General features: G+C 65.6%; 15 protein-coding genes. 10 read left to right on the forward strand and 5 right to left on the reverse strand.

Translation table 11 applies throughout. From position 1 onward, the window contains the following. The first annotated feature begins 54 nt into the window (after positions 1-54). On the forward strand, positions 55-1,254 hold the full coding sequence (locus PX52LOC_RS01460; RefSeq protein ID WP_149108412.1) for a putative sensor domain DACNV-containing protein: 1,200 nt from the start codon (positions 55-57) through the stop codon (positions 1,252-1,254). A gap of 6 nt (positions 1,255-1,260) precedes the next feature. On the opposite strand, the gene PX52LOC_RS01465 is transcribed toward PX52LOC_RS01460, so the two are convergent. Further along, positions 1,261-2,583, reverse strand: a complete 1,323-nt coding sequence (locus PX52LOC_RS01465) for a DUF1501 domain-containing protein (RefSeq protein WP_149108413.1) — start codon at positions 2,581-2,583, stop codon at positions 1,261-1,263. A 160-nt stretch (positions 2,584-2,743) separates the two neighbouring features. Here PX52LOC_RS01465 and PX52LOC_RS01470 point away from each other — a divergent pair, with 160 nt between their 5' ends. Further along, positions 2,744-3,844: a hypothetical protein gene (locus tag PX52LOC_RS01470; RefSeq protein WP_149108414.1), complete on the forward strand. Its 1,101-nt coding sequence runs from the start codon at positions 2,744-2,746 to the stop codon at positions 3,842-3,844. 48 nt (positions 3,845-3,892) lie between these two features. On the opposite strand, the gene PX52LOC_RS01475 is transcribed toward PX52LOC_RS01470, so the two are convergent. Then, on the reverse strand, positions 3,893-4,897 hold the full coding sequence (locus PX52LOC_RS01475) for a DUF1559 domain-containing protein (protein WP_168218749.1): 1,005 nt from the start codon (positions 4,895-4,897) through the stop codon (positions 3,893-3,895). Positions 4,898-5,225: 328 nt separating this feature from the next. On the opposite strand from PX52LOC_RS01475, the gene PX52LOC_RS01480 reads away from it, so the two are divergent. Next, on the forward strand, positions 5,226-7,505 hold the full coding sequence (locus PX52LOC_RS01480; RefSeq protein WP_149108416.1) for a DUF1592 domain-containing protein: 2,280 nt from the start codon (positions 5,226-5,228) through the stop codon (positions 7,503-7,505). A 90-nt stretch (positions 7,506-7,595) separates the two neighbouring features. Next, positions 7,596-8,912, forward strand: a complete 1,317-nt coding sequence (locus tag PX52LOC_RS01485) for a DUF1552 domain-containing protein (protein ID WP_149108417.1) — start codon at positions 7,596-7,598, stop codon at positions 8,910-8,912. A 74-nt stretch (positions 8,913-8,986) separates the two neighbouring features. Here the strand turns inward: PX52LOC_RS01485 and PX52LOC_RS01490 are convergent, their stop codons facing one another. Genes PX52LOC_RS01490 through PX52LOC_RS01500 form a run of 3 tightly spaced genes read right to left on the reverse strand, consistent with a single transcriptional unit; the run spans position 8,987 to position 12,028 of the window. Further along, positions 8,987-9,631, reverse strand: coding sequence for a GDSL-type esterase/lipase family protein (locus PX52LOC_RS01490; protein WP_149108418.1), 645 nt, complete (start codon positions 9,629-9,631; stop codon positions 8,987-8,989). Positions 9,632-9,667: 36 nt separating this feature from the next. Beyond that, positions 9,668-10,978 carry a nickel-dependent lactate racemase family protein gene (locus tag PX52LOC_RS01495; protein WP_246173628.1) on the reverse strand — a complete coding sequence of 437 codons (1,311 nt, stop codon included), beginning with the start codon at positions 10,976-10,978 and terminating at the stop codon, positions 9,668-9,670. Between the two features lie 27 nt (positions 10,979-11,005). Next, positions 11,006-12,028 (reverse strand): hypothetical protein, encoded by a 1,023-nt coding sequence (locus PX52LOC_RS01500; protein WP_149108419.1) that lies wholly within the window; start codon positions 12,026-12,028, stop codon positions 11,006-11,008. Positions 12,029-12,153: 125 nt separating this feature from the next. Here PX52LOC_RS01500 and PX52LOC_RS01505 point away from each other — a divergent pair, with 125 nt between their 5' ends. The 6 genes from PX52LOC_RS01505 to PX52LOC_RS01530 all read left to right on the forward strand — a co-directional run bounded on the left by PX52LOC_RS01505 (position 12,154) and on the right by PX52LOC_RS01530 (position 18,147). Further along, positions 12,154-13,278 carry a sialidase family protein gene (locus PX52LOC_RS01505; RefSeq protein ID WP_149108420.1) on the forward strand — a complete coding sequence of 375 codons (1,125 nt, stop codon included), beginning with the start codon at positions 12,154-12,156 and terminating at the stop codon, positions 13,276-13,278. Between the two features lie 87 nt (positions 13,279-13,365). Continuing rightward, positions 13,366-13,971 carry a DUF5684 domain-containing protein gene (locus PX52LOC_RS41560; RefSeq protein WP_178132534.1) on the forward strand — a complete coding sequence of 202 codons (606 nt, stop codon included), beginning with the start codon at positions 13,366-13,368 and terminating at the stop codon, positions 13,969-13,971. A gap of 202 nt (positions 13,972-14,173) precedes the next feature. After that, on the forward strand, positions 14,174-15,478 hold the full coding sequence (locus PX52LOC_RS01515; protein WP_168218750.1) for a TAXI family TRAP transporter solute-binding subunit: 1,305 nt from the start codon (positions 14,174-14,176) through the stop codon (positions 15,476-15,478). Between the two features lie 21 nt (positions 15,479-15,499). Then, positions 15,500-15,838, forward strand: a complete 339-nt coding sequence (locus PX52LOC_RS01520; protein ID WP_149108422.1) for a ribonuclease E inhibitor RraB — start codon at positions 15,500-15,502, stop codon at positions 15,836-15,838. A 186-nt stretch (positions 15,839-16,024) separates the two neighbouring features. Beyond that, entirely contained in the window at positions 16,025-17,323 is a 1,299-nt protein-coding gene (locus PX52LOC_RS01525) for a DUF1501 domain-containing protein (protein WP_149108423.1), read from the forward strand. 77 nt (positions 17,324-17,400) lie between these two features. Then, complete coding sequence (locus PX52LOC_RS01530; RefSeq protein ID WP_246173830.1) at positions 17,401-18,147, forward strand: PPC domain-containing protein; 747 nt, start codon at positions 17,401-17,403, stop codon at positions 18,145-18,147. Positions 18,148-18,170: the final 23 nt, after the last annotated feature.

Here is an 18,170-nt window from a genome sequence, read left to right on the forward strand (position 1 = left end):
GGAAAGGCGTATTATCGAGATTGACGGATTACGACCGCCACCCTCGGGGCACGCATGGCTGACGAAGACCTCCACCCGGCGGCGCTGCTCGCCGCCCACGTTCTGCGGGCGACCTCCACGACGCGCCATCTGACCGCCGGCCACGCCGGCGGGTTCCTCCCCGGGGCGGCCGCAACCCACCGGATTCTCCGCCTGGCCTACGACGCGAGCTTGCTGGAAGAGGAGGGCCGGTTCCCGTCCGTCCGCATTGTGTGCCACCACGCGGAGCCGACCGTGCGGTTCACCGACGAGGTTCCGCTCAGTCACGCCGACGCCCTGCGGCGGATCGCCCCGACGGCCCGCCGCCGTGGGTCGGCCCTCGCCCTTCGGGCGGACGACCCGGCCGACATCCGCTGCCGTGGCGTGTACGAGTTCGCCGATGTGATCGACCCGGTCAGCCTCCGCGGGCGGGCCGGGTCGTGGGAGACGACCGCGGAAATCCTCTCCGGCACGCTCTTCTCCGCCCGCATCGAGGGGCCGGGCCGCATCCGGGCGGGGTTCCTCCCGGCCGACGCCTTCCTGCTCCGCGGCGGCGAAGTTCGCCGACGACGGTACTGGACCGACGTTGGCCCGGTCGAGGCCGTGATCGCCACCGCGGCGGAAAACCTCCTCGGGAGCCTGCCCGATGACGTTGAAGTGCTCCAGAAGTGGGTTGTCAGCACCCCCGGCCAAACCCTAACACTCTTGGGGCGAATGCTCGGCCACCTGCTCAGTTCAACGGCGGAAGCCGGGCGTGGGGGCACGTTCGTCGTCCTGCTCGGCGACCAAGGGGCCGACGTCCGCAGCGGGTACCCGTCGGTCGTGGACATGCGGAAGGTTTACCGGGACGCCATCATCGGGGCGTTGAACGACTCGAACCACGAAGACCTGGGCAGCTTCGCCCGCGCGTGGGCGATGTGGCGGACGACGCTGTTCAAGGTCGTCGAGCAGGTCGCCGGCCTGTCGTCGGTCGACGGGTGCGTGGTGTTCGACCGTAACTTCTCGCTCTCGCGGTTCGGGGCGAAGCTGTACTTCGAGGGGAAGCGGGAATTGCCGGACGAACTGAAGGGGACGGGAACGCGGCACTCCTCGACGTACCACTTCTGTTGCGAGAACCCGGCCCTCGCGTTCGTGATCTCGCAGGACGGCCACTTGACGGCGATCTGCTCGACCCAGCCCGGCGCGGCCGAAGTTCACCGCGATCTGGACCCCGGCCTGACGTGGATTCAGCAGTGAACGGGTTCAACCGAAGATCGCCCGCAGGGGTTGGCCCTCGGTCAGCGTGATCTCCCGCCCGAGGCGGTCGGCCACCACGGACTGCGGGTCGATCCCGAGGGCGTGATACATCGTCGCCGTCAGATCGGCCGGAGAGACGGGGTTCTCGGCCGGGGCGGCCGCGATCTTGTCGCTCGCGCCGTAGATCGTTCCTCCGCGAACCCCACCACCGGCAACGACGGCCGAATAACACCGCGGCCAGTGTTCCCGGCCCGCGTTAACGACCCGCGGCGTGCGGCCGAACTCGCCCACCCACACCACCAGCGTCTCGTCCAGCAAGCCGCGGTCCGTCAGGTCGTCGAGCAATGCCGCGAACGCCCGGTCGGCCGGCGGCATGAGGCGATTCTTGAGGGACGGGAAGTTGTTCCCGTGCGTGTCCCAGAAGTTCTGCCCGTCGTCCGGCCAGTTCACCGTGACGAATTTCGTCCCCGCTTCGACCAACCGCCGGGCTAACAGGCAACTCTGGCCGTGCGTGTGCCGGCCGTAGGCGTCGCGAGTCTTGGGCGACTCCGCGGTCAGGTCGAACGCCCGCGACACCCCCGGCGCGAGCAACAGGTCGATGGCCTTCTGGCGCAGGTCCGCGTTGGCTTCCGTCGGGCCGCCGCGGTCGAGTTGCCGGCAGAGGTCGGCCCGCGATTGCAACCGCGCGGGCGGAACGTCCGGCGCGGCCGTCAGTCCGCCGACGGCGAACGTCGGCGAGTTCGGGTTGCCCGTCACCAGGAACGGATCGTATCCCGACCCCAACCACCCGGCGTTCTGACCGGGAGCTTGCCCGCCCGGGGCCGACGGGTGCGACACGGCCCACGGCAGGGTGACGGCGTTCGGCACCGCCCCGGTCGGGAACCGCTTCTGGACGACGGCCCCGATGCACGGCGCGTCGGACCGCTTTGGTCCGTCGGCGTCCGAGTTCACCTTACCCGCGAGGCGGCCGGTCAACAGGTGGTGCGTCGGCGAGAGGTGGGCCGGGTCGGTGTGGGCCATCGAGTGAATGACCGTGTACCGCTTGGCCCGCTTCGCCAGTTCGGGGAAGTGTTCGCTAATCTGCAAGCCGGGGACCGTCGTCGCGATGGGCCGGAACAGCCCTCGAACTTCCGCCGGCGCGTCGGGCTTCGGGTCCCAGGTGTCGAGCTGACTCGGCCCGCCCCACATATACAGCAGGATGACCGACTTGGCCTTCGCCACGGGTGACGGCGTTGCCGCGAACAGCGAGTTCAACCCCAGCCCGAGCGGGGCGAGGGTTCCGGCTCGCAGAACGTCACGGCGGCTTGGCCCACGGCAGGGTCGAGGCATAAGTTCGTCCGGAAAGTGGGAACCGGCAGGAAGGGCACTGTACCAAATTCCCACCCCGCGTGCAAGCCGCGGCCCGGGACAACCTCTCATCGAATTCTCGGTGGCAGCCGCTCGGCGGCCGTGCTTTACTCAAAGCGTCACAACCCCCCGAGGAGCCGCCATGCGAACGCGATTGCTGTTGGCCCTGCCATTTCTCGCGATGACAACCGCCGCGTTTTCCGCGGACCCGGAACTGCCGTTCCTCGCCGCCGCCCGAAAGCGGGAGGAGGCGACGCGAGCGGTCGAGTTCGTCGTTAAGATCAAGAAGACGTTTCCCCGCGGCGGCATGAGTCGTGAACCGCGGGCGGGGTTCCAGCCCCCACCGGTCCGCCCCGATGAAGACAAGGCCATCGAATTCACAACTCGCGTCATTTACGACGGCCGCCGCGGCCGGTTCGAATCCAACGGCCCGTTGGTCGAAGCGTCGTATTCCGCCCAAAACATTCTCGTGACCGAAAACGACCAAGAGCAGAGGCTGGTAATGGACCAGCGACCGGGCGGGTCCGATCATCTCCGCGGTCAGATCACCCGGCCGAACGTGATGGTCAGCGGTACGGCTCAACTGCCCGCGCCCAGTCCCATCCTCTTCTCGTGCCGCCTGTCACACGTTCTCTCCGGGCAGGCCACCGTCGAGCCGACGGGCACGAAACTCTCCATCGACGGGGCAGAATGTGAGGGCTATCGCCTACCCGGGAAAGTCGTCGTCTGGGCCGACCCGAAACAAGAGTACGTGATCCGCCGCGTCGAGAGCTTGGGCGCTCCGAGTACCGAATTCGCCCCCCCGCACGACGTCCGGGAGGACATTCACTACGAGCGTCATCCCGTCGTCGGCTGGTGGCCGGCCGCCTGGACCCTGACCAACCGACACAAGTCCGGCCGCCTCGCTTACACCCTGACGGCCACGGCAACCATCGGTCGCGTCGCTGAGAAGTTTCCGGACGAGTTGTTCGAATTGACTTTCCCCGTAGGAGCCCGCGTTTCGAGCGACCTTAAACCGCAGACGCCGGACTACATCGTCGGGTCAGAGGGCCAAAAACTGCCCGTGCCGATACCCATTCCATCACCCAAGGTCGAGAAAGTCGTGCCGTGGAACTTCTACCACCGGCTCGGCGTTGGGCTGATGGCAACGGGTTGTGTCCTCGCCGTTCTCGCGGTCGGGCGGCGGGTTCAACTGTGGCGGCGAAACAACGGAACGGCCGGAAGCCCCAGCCTGGCGACGTGAGTGGACTGTCGCAGAGCCGTGCCCGGGCGCGGCTCTGCGGTCACGGGGTCAATTCGGCGTCACCTCGCCGCCGGCGCGGGTGGCCATGCCGCCGAGCGTGCGGATCGACGTGCCTTCGCTCAGGAAGCGGACCGAGCCGTCGGCCATCACCACGTTCGCCCCGCCGGTGTGCATCGAGTAGAAGAGGTAGCCCCACTCGTTCGAGCCGTTGATCTTCATCGGTGAGGGCGGTGGGGTCGTCAGTGCGCCGGGGTTCCACAGGATCAGTTGGCCGATCTCGTAGGGGTTGTCGTTGGTCGCCCACGCGCCGCCGCGGGCGCGGGCACAGTCGGCCGAACTCGGGTTCGTACTGACCTTTGCCGCGAGTTTGCCGTTACGGTACACGTCCTCCCGTCCCGAATCTTCCCCGACGATGATCGTGTTTGACGTGCCGTCGGTAATCGACAAGATGCGGTTGGACGGCCGTAGGCTGGTCGCAGCCGCCCAGCCGACCATGACGCCGGTGCGGTCGCCGGTGAGTTGGTCGGTGCCGGTCAGCCCGGCGTTGGTGTTAAACGCCGCGGCAATTCCCTCGACGGCGAAGTAATCTGTACACGCTCCCACCTTGTTCGGCGGGGTGGTCTCGAACTTGTCTTGAAGCCGGTCGGGGTCCGGCGTGGACGGGCACTGGAGGAGGCGGAGTTGCGTCCGGGCCAACGTGCCGTTCGTGCTGGCCCCGGCGGTGTCGATCCACCAGTTCTCGTTGAGGTTGAACTGGGCCAGGATCGCCCCCTGTTCGATGAAAGGCATCGCATCGGGAACCCAACTTCGTTGGGCGGCTTCCTTGATGGTCGTGTCCTTGAAGGTCCGCTTCGACATCGGGAACTCGCCGCGGGTACTCTCATAGTTGTGGAGTGCCAGGCCGATCTGTTTCATGTTGTTCGTGCACTTGATCCGCGAAGCCGCTTCCCGGACCTTCTGGACGGCCGGGAGGAGGAGGCCGATCAGAATGGCGATAATCGCGATTACGACCAATAACTCGATCAAGGTGAAACCTTTGCGTCGAAACTGCATGCACATTCCCTGGAGCAAAAGACGGGCGGATGAACCAGCCCGTTGCGATCAGGACTGGCTTCATTTCGACCAGCGTGGTCGATTTACGACCAATTGCAATGGGTGTGCCAGCAGCGAACAGCCTTGAAAAATGAGAGTGAGAAGCGTGGGTTTCGACCGCAATTTGATCAAAAAATGACCCGGCCGGGAGAAATAATGACCAGACAATGACCCCAGCTTCGTCACCGTCATTTTTTGCTTGGAGCTTGACCTGGCCCCGGTCTCCGTCGATACTAAGGTAATACCAGCCTACCTGTTCGCTTCCGCGAACGTCGCTTAGTTTCAGACAATGCTGCAAAACCTTCGAACTCGTTGGCTCGGCCTCCTGACGGCCGCGCTGCTGCTCACGGCCCCGGCGTCGGCCGATACTGGCGAACAGATGTACGCCGCCCAGTGTGCCCGCTGCCACGGCAAAGTCGGCGAGGGTACGAAGAAGTACCCGAAGCCGCTCGCGGGCGAGCGGTCGGTGCCGCAGTTGGCCGAGCAGATTCAGAAGACGATGCCGGAGAACGATCCGGGGTCGCTGTCGAAGGACGACTCCGCGAAGATCGCTGCGTACACCTACGACGCCTTCTACTCGACGGCCGCCCGCGAGAAGAACAAGCCGGTGCGGATCGAACTCGCACGGCTGACAGTCCCGCAATACAAGAACGCCCTCGCCGACATCCTCGGCAGCTTCCGCGGCGGGAACAACAACACGACGTGGGACGCCAAGCGCGGCCTCAAGGGCGAGTACTTCAAGAACCGCAACCACGGCCAACGGCAGATCGACCGCCTCGACCCGGAGGTGAAATTCGACTTCGGCACGAAGGCCCCCACCGAGAAGGACTTCGACGCGAAGGAGTTCTCGGCCCGGTGGACCGGCAGCATCCTCGTGCCGGAGACGGGCGAGTACACGTTCATCGTCAAGAGCGATCAGTCGGTCCGACTGTGGGTGAACGACAACAAGAAGGCCCTCGCCGACGGCTACGTGCGGTCCGGCAGCGACAACGAGTACAAGGGCACGCTGTTCCTCCTCGGCGGCCGGGCGTACCCGATTCGCGTCGACTTCTCGAAGGCCCTCCAGGGCGTGAAGGACAAAGACCCGAAGCCGATCCCGGCGTTCGTGCAACTGCTGTGGCAGCAACCCAACGGCACGGAAGAGGTCATCCCCGCCCGGAACCTGTCGCCGCAGTTCTCGCCGGAAGTGTACGTCGATCAAACGAAGTTCCCGCCGGACGACCGCAGCTACGGCTGGGAGCGCGGCACCACCGTCTCGAAGGCGTGGGATCAGGCCACCACCGACGCCGCCTTCGACGCGGCCGGCTACGTTTCCACCTTCCTCAACGAGATCGCGAAGGTCAACGACCGCGACGACAAGCGGGCCGAGAAGCTGAAAGTCTTCCTGCGGCAGTTCGCGAAGCTCGCCTTCCGCAAGCCGATCACGGACGACCTCGAAAAGATGTACATCACCCGCGCCATCGAGAGCACGCCGGACGTGCAGGCGGCGGCGAAGCGGTCCGTGCTGATGATCTTGAAGTCGCCGCGGTTCCTGTACCGCGAAGTCGGCGGGACGCCGGATCAATACGACGTGGCCGCCCGCATGGCCTTCGCCCTGTGGGACTCGATCCCCGATCAGGAGTTGCTCACTCTCGCCGCCAACAACAAGCTCAAGACGCTCGACGACGTTCGCAAACAGACCGACAAGATGATGGCCGACACGCGGGCGAAGGCCCGCATCCGCGGCTTCCTGCACCACTGGCTGAAGGTCGATCACGCCCGCGACGCGCAGAAGGACCCGAAGCGGTTCCCCGGCTTCGACGCCGCCGTGGTCGCCGACCTGCGAACCTCGCTCGACCTGCTCCTGGACGACGTGGTCGGGTCCGAGAAATCCGACTTCCGCCAGTTCTTCCTCGGCAACGAGACGTACCTCAACGGCCGGCTCGCGAAGTTCTACGGGGCCGACTTGCCGGCCGACGCGCCGTTCCAGAAGGTCGCGTTCGAGAAGGGTCGTCGCGCCGGCGTGCTGACGCACCCGTTCATGATGGCGACGTTCGCGTACACCGGTGAAACGTCGCCGATCCACCGCGGCGTGTTCGTGGCCCGCGGCATCCTCGGCGTCGGCCTCAAGCCGCCGGCGGAAGCGTTCACGCCGTTGGCCGCCGACCTGCACCCGACGCTGACGACCCGCGAGCGGGTCGAACTGCAAACGAAGGGCGTGAACTGCCAGTCGTGCCACGCGGTCATCAACCCGCTCGGCTTCGTCCTCGAAAACTTCGACGCCATCGGCCGCTTCCGCGAACTCGATCACAATAAGGCCGTCGATGCCACCGGCGGCTACCAGACCCGCGCCGGCGAGCAAAAGGCATTCAAGGGGCCGGCCGAACTCGCGAAGTTCCTGGCCGACAGCCCGGACGCACAGACGGCCTTCGCCGAGCAAATGTTCCACCACCTCGTGCAGCAGTCGATTCGTGCTTACGGAGCGAAGCGTGGGGCGGAACTCAGGGAATCGTTTGCCAAGACCGGCTGCAATGTGCGACAATTGGCAGTGGAGATCGTCGCCACCGCCGCCGTAAAAGGAAGAGATTGATCTTTGTAACCCAGAGCGGAAGCGACGGGGTGGAATCGTCTCACCCCGTCGCTTCCGCTCTGGGTTACAAAAACAGACCCGGAGTGACTTGTGAGTCAGACCCGCCGCGACTTCATCCGCACCCTCGGCCTGTCGGCTGCCGCCGTGCCGTTCGTCCTGAACCTGCCGAGCCTCGGCTTCGCCAACCAGGGCAAGCGGAAGCAACGGCTCGTCGTGATGTTCACGCCGAACGGCGTCGTGCCCTGGAACTTCTGGCCAAAGGAAACGGGCAGCGATTTCACTCTGCCGACGAGCGTGAAGCCGCTGGAGCCGTTCAAAAAGCAGACACTCTTCCTGCACGGCATTGCCGACAAGATTCGCGGCGACGGCGACGGCCACATGCGCGGCATCGGCTGTTTGCTGACGGGCATCGAACTCTTCCCCGGCAACATCCAGGGCGGGTCCGACACGCCGGCCGGGTGGGCGAAGGGGCTGTCGATCGACCAGGAAATCAAGAACTTCCTGCAAAAAGACGAGGCCACGAAGACCCGTTTTGGCAGCCTCGAACTCGGCGTGCAAGTGCCCGACCGTGCCGACACCTGGACGCGGATGGTCTACACCGGGGCGAACAAGCCGGTCGCGCCGGTCTCCGATCCGTACCAGATGTTCAAGCGACTCTACGGCCGCACCGCCGACAACAAGGTGCTGGCGAGCGTCCTCGACGACCTGAACGCCGACCTGAAGAAAGTCGCCGGGGCCGTGAGCAGCGAGGACCGCAAGTTGCTCGACGAGCACACCACGTTCGTGCGCGAAATGGAGCAGGAACTAAAGGCGGCGAAGTCGCACGGCGAGATCGGCCACAAGGTGCCGGACCTGGAGCCGGGCGTGAAGGGGGACAACGACAACATCCCGAAGATCAGCAAGATGCAGATCGAGTTGATGGTCAACAGCTTCGCGTCGGACTTCAGCCGGGTGGCGACGTTGCAGTACACGAACAGCGTCGGCGGTGCCCGCATGAAGTGGCTGGGCATCAACGAAGGCCACCACGAACTGTCGCACGAGCCGAACAAGAACGACGCGGCCCAGGAGAAGCTTACGAAGATCGACACCTGGTTCTGCGAGCAGATGGCCTACTTGGCAAAGCGGCTCTCCGAGACGCCGGAACCGGGGGGCCAAGGCAGTCTGCTGGACAACACGACCATCGTGTGGACGAACGAGTTGGGCCAGGGCAACTCGCACACGCACAACGACACGCCGTTCCTACTCGTCGGCGGTGGCCTCGACTTCAAGATGGGCCGGTCGCTGAAGTACAAGCAAGTCCCGCACAACCGCCTGCTGGTGTCGATGGCCCACGGCTTCGGCCACCGCGTGAAGTCATTCGGCAACCCGAACTACTGCGGCGACGGCCCGCTGAACGACTTGACGTGATTTGATGAAATGAGGCAGCGTGAGCGTGCGACCCGACGGGTCGCACGCTCTTTTTTTATCGCGGACGCTCTGACTTACTCCAGGGCTTTCTTCACCACCGCCGACCACGCGGCGTAGCCGGTGTCGTTCATGTGTAGGCCGTCCTTCTGGAAGAACTCCGGCTTCGGCCTGCCGTCCGCCCCCAGCGTCACCGGCACGGTGTCCACGTAGGTCAGAAGCGGATCGGTTTCGCCCATTGCCCGGATCATGCCGTTCGCCGATTGTTGCACGTCGTACATCTTCCACCGGGCCAGGCTCGGCTTCACCGGCAGGTACAGAATTCGCGTCTTCGGCAACTTCGCGTGAATGTGCTTCACGAAGGCCGCGAAGTCGTCGCGGAGTTGGGCCGGCGTGCGCTTGTTCGCGATGTCGTTGTCGCCGGCGTAGAAGACGATCGTCTTGGGCTGGTGCGGCACGATGAGCCGGTCGGCGAACTGCGTGGAGTCGCGAATCTCGGACCCGCCGAACCCGGCGTTGACGTACTTCTGATCGGGGAACGACTTCGTCAGGTTCCACAGGCGGATCGAGGAACTGCCGGCGAACACGACACCGCCCTCGGCGTGGTGTTCACCCGCGATGCGCTTCTCGATGCCGGCGACTTCCTTCTCCCAGCGGAGCGGCCGCATCGTCTCCGTCGCGAGGATCGCGGTGAGGGTCACGGTTAGGCTGGTCGCGAACATGATGGCAGTCCCGGGGAGAAGAAGGGTGTCGTCAGTTTATGCGTGCGGCGTCCGCCGTGCCCGGACGCTGTGCGGGAAGAGGGCTTCCTGGTTCAGCGCCCCGCTCGCGTCGAACGGCCAATCGCGCGGGTCGCCGACCACGTCCAAGTGCGGATTCGCCTTCGCTTCCGTAATCAGCGTTGGCGACACCCACAGGTCGGCCACCTCCAGCGTGTTCGGGATGACCGCTACCCGAAGGTTCTCCTCCTCCGGATTCCAGCACGTTTCGACGCACTGCTGAATGCACTCGCGGTCGGTCTCGAAGCCGATGGGCAACTTGCTCCGCCACAGGAAGCGGGCCGTCAGGTTGTTCATGCGGAACGGCTTCGGGTCGATGTTCGCCAGGCTGCGGTTCGTCACGAGGTCGGCGATGCCGATGCCGGTCGCGTTGCCGTGGCTCTCGGGCGACACGTCCAGCACGCCGATGCGGGTGATGCGGGGCTTCGACGCCGCGAGTTCCATTTCCGGCGACGCTTCGATCAGCAGCCGGCCGACGACGTTCGGGTCGAGGCCGGCCCCGCTGTAGTTCTTGCCGCACTCGCCGACGATCAGCACGTCGAGCTTGTCGAACGGAATCTTGCCCATCAGCTCGCGGGCCTGCACCAACAGCGGCGGTTCCTCTTCGAACAGGTCGTCCTTGTCGACCACCTTGAGGATGGCGGTTTCCTCGTTCGTGTTCTCGACGATGGCGAGGCCGCCGAGGAACGGAGTCTTGGCCATGAGCAGTTTCGCCGACTCGGGCATCATCTCGGCGAGGCCACGGACGCCCCACGAGTGCACCTGATCGGCCCCGTGCCGCTTGCCGAGGCCGATGGTCAGCATCTTCAGGATGCCGCTCTCGAACCGGCCGCGGAAGTCGGTGTGCGGCTTCACCCGCGACACGGTCACAACGCCGTCGGCGGCGAGGGCGTTCTTGTCCCACCAGACCGGCAGGTTCCACGAGTTCGTGCCGACGTTGACGGCGTCCATGTCGGTCAGCACCGGCACGCCGAGGTGCTCTTCGTCGATAAAGTAACTGGCGAGCAGTTCCCGCTGCCCCTGCGGGGTGGCCCCGCCGTGCGACCCCATCGCCGCGACGACGAACGGCTGCGCGCCGAGTTCCTTCAAGGCGTCGATGGTCGCCTTCGCGATGGCGAGGTAGTTCTTGATGCCGCGGCTGCCGCACCCGACGGCGATCCGCATGCCGGGCTTGATCCGCTTCGCGAGCTTGGACGTGAGCCACGCCCGACGGGTCTCGGCCGGCACGTCGGCGACGGTCGGCTGCGGGGCGATCTGGCGGACGCGCTGGAGCGTGGGGAGTTTCATCATCGGAGATCAGGAGTCAGGAGTCAGGAGTCAGGGGTCAGGAGTCAATTTACAGGAAGTGAGCCACGGGTTCAGGCACTCGCGGCCGAATCGTGCGCTGAACCGCTTCGCCCCGGACTTCAACGGGTGGTGGCCGTCGGCGAACGCTTCGTCTGGTAGCCACGTCGTCGCGTCGAAGATCGGCACGCCGGTCGTCGTGGAGAGTTGTGCGAGATAGCCTTCGATCGTCGCGGTCGCCGACGGCGAGGTCCACTGCCGGAACATCGAGCCTTCCGGCATCCGGTACATCGCCACGGCAATGCCCCGCTCTTGGCAGAGCGCGAGCAGGTCGCGCAACGCCCGGTCCGGCAGCGGCGCGAGGGTGAACTCGCGCAACGTCTGCTCGTACTGCCGGGCGACATCCGCCGTCTGCCGCTGGCGGTGATCTTCGGGGATCGTCTCGAAGGGGTACGGTACCCACCCGCGGTCGTCCATCATCCGCCATTGAAAGTCCACCCGCGCCTGCCACGGCAGCAAGCCCGGCTGCCAGTGACTGAGCAGCAAGAACCGCTGCGCGTGCCACGGCGAAACGCGGTGCGCCAACCAGCGGTTCCGCAGAGTGGTCGCGTCGTCGCAGTACGGCTCCAGGCGGCCGAGGTCGGCGTAGCCGAGGCGCGTGACGTGGTCGTGGAAGAAGTCCTCGGCCGCGCCGGGGTGGCTCAGCACGGCTGGCATCACTTCAACGAGAACCGCGTCGGGCTTCACGCCCGCGTCAAGGACTCGTCGAAGGTTCAGCAAAAGATGTAACGGCCCGCTGCCGGCTTCGCCGAAGTTATAGACTATCACGCCGTCGCCGAGGCCGAGGTCGTGCGGCGACAGGCCCATCTGTGTGCGCGAGCTGCCGAGCGCGAGGACCAGTGGCCGCCCGGCGAGTTTCCGCACGGCCTTCAACCGCCAGCCGAACTCCGGGTCGCGCCACTCCGGGCGGACGGTTTCCAACGCGGCGTTGAGTGCGACCTGTCCCAGTAGGAAGACGCCGAGCGCCACCGCGACGGTTCGTCCTGATCTCGCCATGCGTCCGCGTCGCGCCACCGCCTGCCCTCCGTGGAGAGGCGAAGTGTACCGGCCGGGCGAGGTCGGTCGCCAGTCCAATCCGCCCCTACAATGACGCCCGACCTACTCTGATCGGAGCCTCACTCATGTACGCTCTGGCCCTCGCCGCCTTCGCCCTTGCCGCCCCGCCGTCGGGCGTCGTCGTTTCCCACTCACCCGCAAGCTCGAAGCAGTTCGTCGGCTCCCCTTCCCTGGCCGTCCTGCCGAACGGCGAGTACGTCGCCTCGCATGACCTGTTCATGGCCGGTGACAACGGCGACCGCACGCTCGTTTTCGCGTCCGCTGACCGCGGCAAGACCTGGGCGAAGCGAACCGAGATCGTCGGCCACTGGTGGGGCACACTGTTCGTCCACCGCGACGCGCTTTATCTGATGGGTGTTTCGAAGGCCCGCGGTTTCTGCATCGTCCGGCGGTCCACCGACGGCGGCAAAACGTGGACCGAGCCGAAGGACGCGAAGACCGGCCTGCTGCACGCCGACGGCATGTACCACTGCGCCCCCGTCCCCGTGCTGGCCCACAACGGCCGCCTGTGGCGGGCGATGGAGGAGGCCAACCCGACCAACGGCGGCAAGGGCTGGGACCGCAAGTTCCGCGCGTTCATGATGTCCGCCGCGGAGGACGCCGACCTGCTCGACGCGAAGAGTTGGACGACGACCAACAAGCTGACGGCCGATTACGGTTGGTTCGACGGCAAGTTCGGCGGCTGGCTCGAAGGCAACGCCGTCGCCACGCCGGGCGGGGAAGTCGTGGACATCTTGCGCGTGCAACAGCCCGGCTATCCGGAGAAGGCCGCCGTCGTCCGCATTTCCGCCAACAGCAAGACGGCGACGTTCGACCCCGCGAAGGACTTCATCGACTTCCCCGGCGGCGGCAAGAAGTTCACGATCCGCTTCGACCCGGCGAGCAAGAAGTACTGGACACTGGCGAACTTCGTCCCGAAGGAGTTCGAAGGGCCGAACGCCGCCAGCCGTCGAAACACGCTCGCCCTCGCATCGTCCACCGACCTGCGCACGTGGACCGTGAACCGGCCCGTGATCCAGAATGCCGATGTAAAAGCCCATGGCTACCAGTACGCCGACTGGCAGTTCGACGGCGACGACTTGATCGCCGTGGTCCGCACCGCGTCCGAAGAACCCGACGGCACGCCGGCCCACAGCGCCCACGATGCGAACCACCTGACGTTCCACCGCGTCGCGGGGTTTCGGAAGTAGCCGGCAAATCGAATTGCGTCCGCGGGACGGCCCCGGTAAACTCTTTCGAAGTTGTTCCGAATCCACTCCCCACACCGTGTGTGAAACATGGCCGTCGCCGGCATCATCTATCTTGCGATCATCGGCCTAATGCTCGCGAGCATGTGGAAAATCTTCGAGAAGGCGGGCGAACCGGGGTGGGCGGCCATCGTGCCCTTCTACGGGGCGTACATCCTGATTACCCGGGTGGCGCGTATGGAGGCCGCCTGGTTCTGGCTGTTGCTCGTGCCGGTCGTGAACGGCTTCGTGGCCATCGGGTTGATTTTCACCCTCCCGTTTGCCCTCGCCCAGCGGTTCAGCAAGGATGCCGGGTTCGGCGTGGGCTTGTTGCTGCTCGGGTTCGTCTTCTACCCGATTCTCGCGTTCGGCGACGCCGAACACGATTCGCAATCCCGCCGCGGTCGCCGACGGCTGGGCGCGCGGGGCCGGGACTACAGCGATTACGACGACGACGAGGACCGCCCGCGGAAGAAGAAGCCGCGGTACGAGGACGACGAAGACAACGAGGACGACGATCGGCCCGCAAAGAAACGCCGGGCAATCGTCGATGAAGACGAGGACGACCGCCCGGCGAAGAAGCGGCGGCCCGTTGATGACGATGACGACGAAGACGATCGGCCCGCGAAGCGCCGCCGCCGCGATGTTGACGATTGAGTGAGGCAGTATCGAGCAAGACTCAATCTGGCCCGCTGCCGGCACGATCACAAGGACGCCGGAGGCGGGCCAGTTCGTTCTCGTCCCGTCGCTCCCATATCGGCTCGGGCAATGCCGAAGGGGTGGGGCGCTCGAAATCCCCACCCTCCGGATGCGAACAGATGGGAGTGGTGCCTCGCCCCATTCCCTACCGAGTTCCACGATGCGCACGTTCGCCCGCATTTTCGTCGCGATCGTTGCCGCGGCCGTGGTGGTCGGGTGCGGGGTCGCCTGGTACACGTCCCGCGACCCGCTCCCGTCGGAAATTCGCATCGCCGCGGGCAAACAAGACGGGCTGTACCACACCTTCGCCCAACAGTTCGCGAAGCACTTGCAGGACCGAACCGGCCGCCCCGTCCGCGTCATCGAAACCGTCGGCAGCGAGGCGAACGTCGGCCTCCTCCGCGACGGCGGGGCCGAACTCGCCTTGATCCAGACCGTTTCCCTCACCCCGGACGGGCTGGCCGGAGTCGCCCCGCTGTTCCCCGAACCCCTCCACGTACTCGTTCGCAAGGGCAAGGGCATCCGCACCCCCGCGGACTTGGTCGGGCGGCGGGTCGCCCTCGGCTTGAACGGGTCGAGCATCCGCCAGAACGCGCAGACGGTGTTGGCCCATTACGACATCCCGCTGACGGACACGCGGGACGCCGACGCCCACTTTAGCACGCTGGCCACCGACCCGAACGTCGAGGCCGCGCTCGTCACGACGGGCTGGATGAACCCCATCCTGGAAAAGCTCCTCCAACGGCCGGACCTGGAACTGATCGGCCTCCCCGACCCCGAAGGGTTCGCCCTGCGGCACACCTGGTTCGCCCCCGCCACGATTCCGCAGGGGCTGTACCCGGGCAAGGCACCGACCCCGGCCGCGCCGGTGCGCACGGTCGCGGTGACGGCCCTCCTGGCGGCCCGGTCGGACGCGCCCGACCGGTTGGTCCGCGAGACGTTGGCGGCGCTGTACGAGACGGACGTGCGGACCTCCTTCCCCGCCCTGCTCACGGCCAAGTCCGCCAAGGAGTACGACGCCACCCGGATGCACCCCGCGGCGGCGAACTACCACGACCCGGCCGCGGCGTTCAAACGCCTCACCCAGACGATGGAGCTGATCTCCAAATCGAAGGAAGCCCTGTTCGGCGTGGTCGCGGCGGCCATCATCGCGTGGGGCTGGGTCCGCCGCCGCCGCGAGCAGGCCGCCGCCGCCGCCGACCTCGTGCAGAAGCAGAAACTCGATGACTACATCGGTCGCACGCTGATGGTCGAGGTGGAACAAATGGACGTGACCGATCCCGAGCAGTTACGGCCCTTCCTCCGCCGGGTGACGCACATCAAGCAAGAGGCACTGAAGGAACTGACCAGCGAGCGCGTCCGCGGCGACCAACTGTTCGCGATCTTCCTCTCGCAGTGTGCCGCGCTGAGCGAGAAGATTCAGATGCGGATGATTTACGCCCGAGTGACGGAAGCCAACCGGTGACCCGTCGAAGGAGTTTATACCGTGCAATTTCCGTCCGATGAGAATGGCGACGTTCTCCGCAGCATGTTCGAGTCCGGCATGGACCTGACGGCCGCGTACGACATCGACTTCGAGCACATCTTTCCCGACCTCCAGTCGGCCGAGCGAATGTGCGAAAGGACTGCCCCGCTCGGCCATCACCCGGAGTTGCGGGAACTGAACGAACCAGATTACACGAGACAGGGGTTCTACTACGAAGTGCGGGTCTGCGTTCGGATAGTCCCGACCCACGCCGACATCACGCGACTCGAACAGGAACTCGGCCACCTCGCCGAGTCGTGCGGCGGACAGGCAGACGGTTGGGGCGTGCTCCAAGACTGATGTGCGTCAATCCAGCGGTTCCCGCATTTCAAATTCGCCCTACAGAGGCCGATCTCGAAGAAGCCCAGCGGCGACTCCAACTCTTCTGTCGCCGGCTGGAATCTCGAAATGCTGTCTTCCATTCGAGCGGCCGTTTGCCGATAATCATAATACCCACCCCGCCCGCACTTCGATAGGAACGGCCCGATGCTCGACATCGCCCTCGGTTCTTCCCGCCGCGACTTCCTCCGCGTCGGTGGCCTCGGCGTCGCCGGCCTTTCGCTCGCGTCGGTGTTGAAAGCTGAAGCCGGTACCGAGAAGCGGAAAGGCGCTCGCGCCAAATCGGTTATCCTCGTCTTCCTCGGCGGCGGGTTGTCGCACCACGACAGTTTCGACCTGAAGCCGGACGCCCCGGCCGAGATTCGCGGCAACTACAAGAGCATCAGCACCGTCATCCCCGGCCTTCAGATCGGCGAGAAGCTGCCGCTGATGGCGAAGGTGATGGACAAGATTTCGCTCGTGCGGTCCGCGTCGCACAACAACGACCACCACGAGACGGCCACCAACTGGGTGCTGTCCGGCCGGTTCGGCACGCCGTTCGGCGACTACCCCGCCATCGGCGCGGTCGCCGCCCACGAGTTCGGCTTCAGCGGCACGCTCCCGCCCTACGTGTCGGTACCGAAGAACCCGTCGTTCACCTGGGAACTCGGCAAGAGCGCGTTCCTCGGCGGCCGGTACGAGAGCTTCAAGGCCGGCGATCCGAACGCGGCCGGGTACAAGGTCGAAGACGTGGCCCCGCCGGCGTCGTTGACGATGAAGCAAGTCGAACGTCGCGAGACGCTCTTGAAGGCGGTGGACGGCCTCGCGAAGAAGGTGCAAGGCAACGACCAGATCGCGACCTACGACGAGTTCCACCAGCGTGCGGCCGCGATGCTGCTCTCGCCGGAAGCGAAGAAGGCGTTCGACATCACCGCGGAACCCGAGAAACTCCGCGACCGCTATGGCCGCACGACCGCCGGGCAATCGCTGTTGCTGGCCCGCCGCCTCACCGAAGCCGGTGTGCGGTTCGTCACCGTCAACTACGCCGGGTGGGACCACCACGGAAAAATCTACGAGGGGCTGAACAAGAAGCTGCCCGAGTTCGACCAGGCGATGTCAACCTTCATCGAAGACACGACCGCCCGCGGCACGGACAAGGACACGCTGATCGTGGTGATGGGCGAGTTCGGCCGCACGCCGAAGATCAACAAGGACGCCGGCCGCGACCACTGGGGCCAAGCCGCGTCGCTGCTCTTCTGGGGCGCGGGCACGAAGCCCGGCTTCGTCCTCGGCAAGACTGATAAGCACGGCGCGTACTCGGTACAACGCCCCGTCTCGCCCGCCGACGTGGCCTACACGATCCTCGACTCACTCGGCCTCGACCCCCGCAAGCAACTCGTCACGCCGGACGGCCGCCCGATCGAAGTCCTCGACGGCGGCGAAACGGTGAAAGAACTCTTCGCGTGATGAAGAAGGAACGGCCACCGATGAACACGGATCAACACCGATCAAACCCGAATCAAAAATGGATTCCGGTCTTGTCCGTGTTCATCGGCGTTCATCTGTGGCTCATTCTCCCCCTGCTCGCTCAGGACAAGAAGAAAGACGCCGGGCCGAAGTTGACCGTCGCGCTGCCGCTGGTCGTAGAGGCGGGCAAGAAGACGAAGCTCGTCGTCCGCGGCAGCAACCTGGACGGCGTCACCGAGGTCCGCGTCCACGAGCCGAAGTCGAAGGCCACGCTCGTCGGCAAGCCGAAGAAGGTTGGGGTGCCGAAGGACTACCCGCTCGACCGCGTCGGCGATTCGGAAGTCGAGATCGAACTCGACGTGTCGAAGGACGCCCCCGGCCGAACGATCGCGTTCAGCGTGGTCGGCCCCGGCGGCGAGTCGAACCGCGCGCAGGTCGCGATCGCCGACGACACGCCGCGGGTGGCCGAGAAGGAAGAGAACAACGGCTTCGACAAGGCTCAGACGATCCGGGTGCCGGCCGCGGTGGAGGGGAAGATCGACCGCGAGAAGGACGTGGACGTCTTCCAGTTCACCGGCAAGGCCGGCGACAAGCTCCGCATCGAAGTGCAGGCCGCGAGGCTCGGTTCGCCGGCCGACCTGATGCTGACGCTGCTCGATTCCGACAAGCAAATCCTCGACAGTTGCGACGACTTCGCCGGCTCGCCCGACCCCGTGCTGACGGTCACGCTCCCGCGCGACGGCACCTACTACCTCTCGCTGCTGGAGTCGAACGACTTCGGCGGCAGCATGTTTGCGTATCGGCTCGTCGTGCGAAAGCCGTGACTGGCGTTTAACCAACTCGTTCG

This window comes from Limnoglobus roseus, assembly GCF_008254045.1.
GTDB classification, from domain to species: Bacteria; Planctomycetota; Planctomycetia; order Gemmatales; family Gemmataceae; genus Limnoglobus; species Limnoglobus roseus.

Coding starts and splice junctions, on each gene's coding strand:
- PX52LOC_RS01460 (WP_149108412.1), top strand. CDS start 55: ATGGCTGACGAAGACCTCCACCCGGCGGCGCTGCTCGCCGCCCACGTT.
- PX52LOC_RS01465 (WP_149108413.1), bottom strand. CDS start 2,583: ATGCCTCGACCCTGCCGTGGGCCAAGCCGCCGTGACGTTCTGCGAGCC.
- PX52LOC_RS01470 (WP_149108414.1), top strand. CDS start 2,744: ATGCGAACGCGATTGCTGTTGGCCCTGCCATTTCTCGCGATGACAACC.
- PX52LOC_RS01475 (WP_168218749.1), bottom strand. CDS start 4,897: ATGCAGTTTCGACGCAAAGGTTTCACCTTGATCGAGTTATTGGTCGTA.
- PX52LOC_RS01480 (WP_149108416.1), top strand. CDS start 5,226: ATGCTGCAAAACCTTCGAACTCGTTGGCTCGGCCTCCTGACGGCCGCG.
- PX52LOC_RS01490 (WP_149108418.1), bottom strand. CDS start 9,631: ATGTTCGCGACCAGCCTAACCGTGACCCTCACCGCGATCCTCGCGACG.
- PX52LOC_RS01495 (WP_246173628.1), bottom strand. CDS start 10,978: ATGATGAAACTCCCCACGCTCCAGCGCGTCCGCCAGATCGCCCCGCAG.
- PX52LOC_RS01500 (WP_149108419.1), bottom strand. CDS start 12,028: ATGGCGAGATCAGGACGAACCGTCGCGGTGGCGCTCGGCGTCTTCCTA.
- PX52LOC_RS01505 (WP_149108420.1), top strand. CDS start 12,154: ATGTACGCTCTGGCCCTCGCCGCCTTCGCCCTTGCCGCCCCGCCGTCG.
- PX52LOC_RS41560 (WP_178132534.1), top strand. CDS start 13,366: ATGGCCGTCGCCGGCATCATCTATCTTGCGATCATCGGCCTAATGCTC.
- PX52LOC_RS01515 (WP_168218750.1), top strand. CDS start 14,174: ATGCGCACGTTCGCCCGCATTTTCGTCGCGATCGTTGCCGCGGCCGTG.
- PX52LOC_RS01525 (WP_149108423.1), top strand. CDS start 16,025: ATGCTCGACATCGCCCTCGGTTCTTCCCGCCGCGACTTCCTCCGCGTC.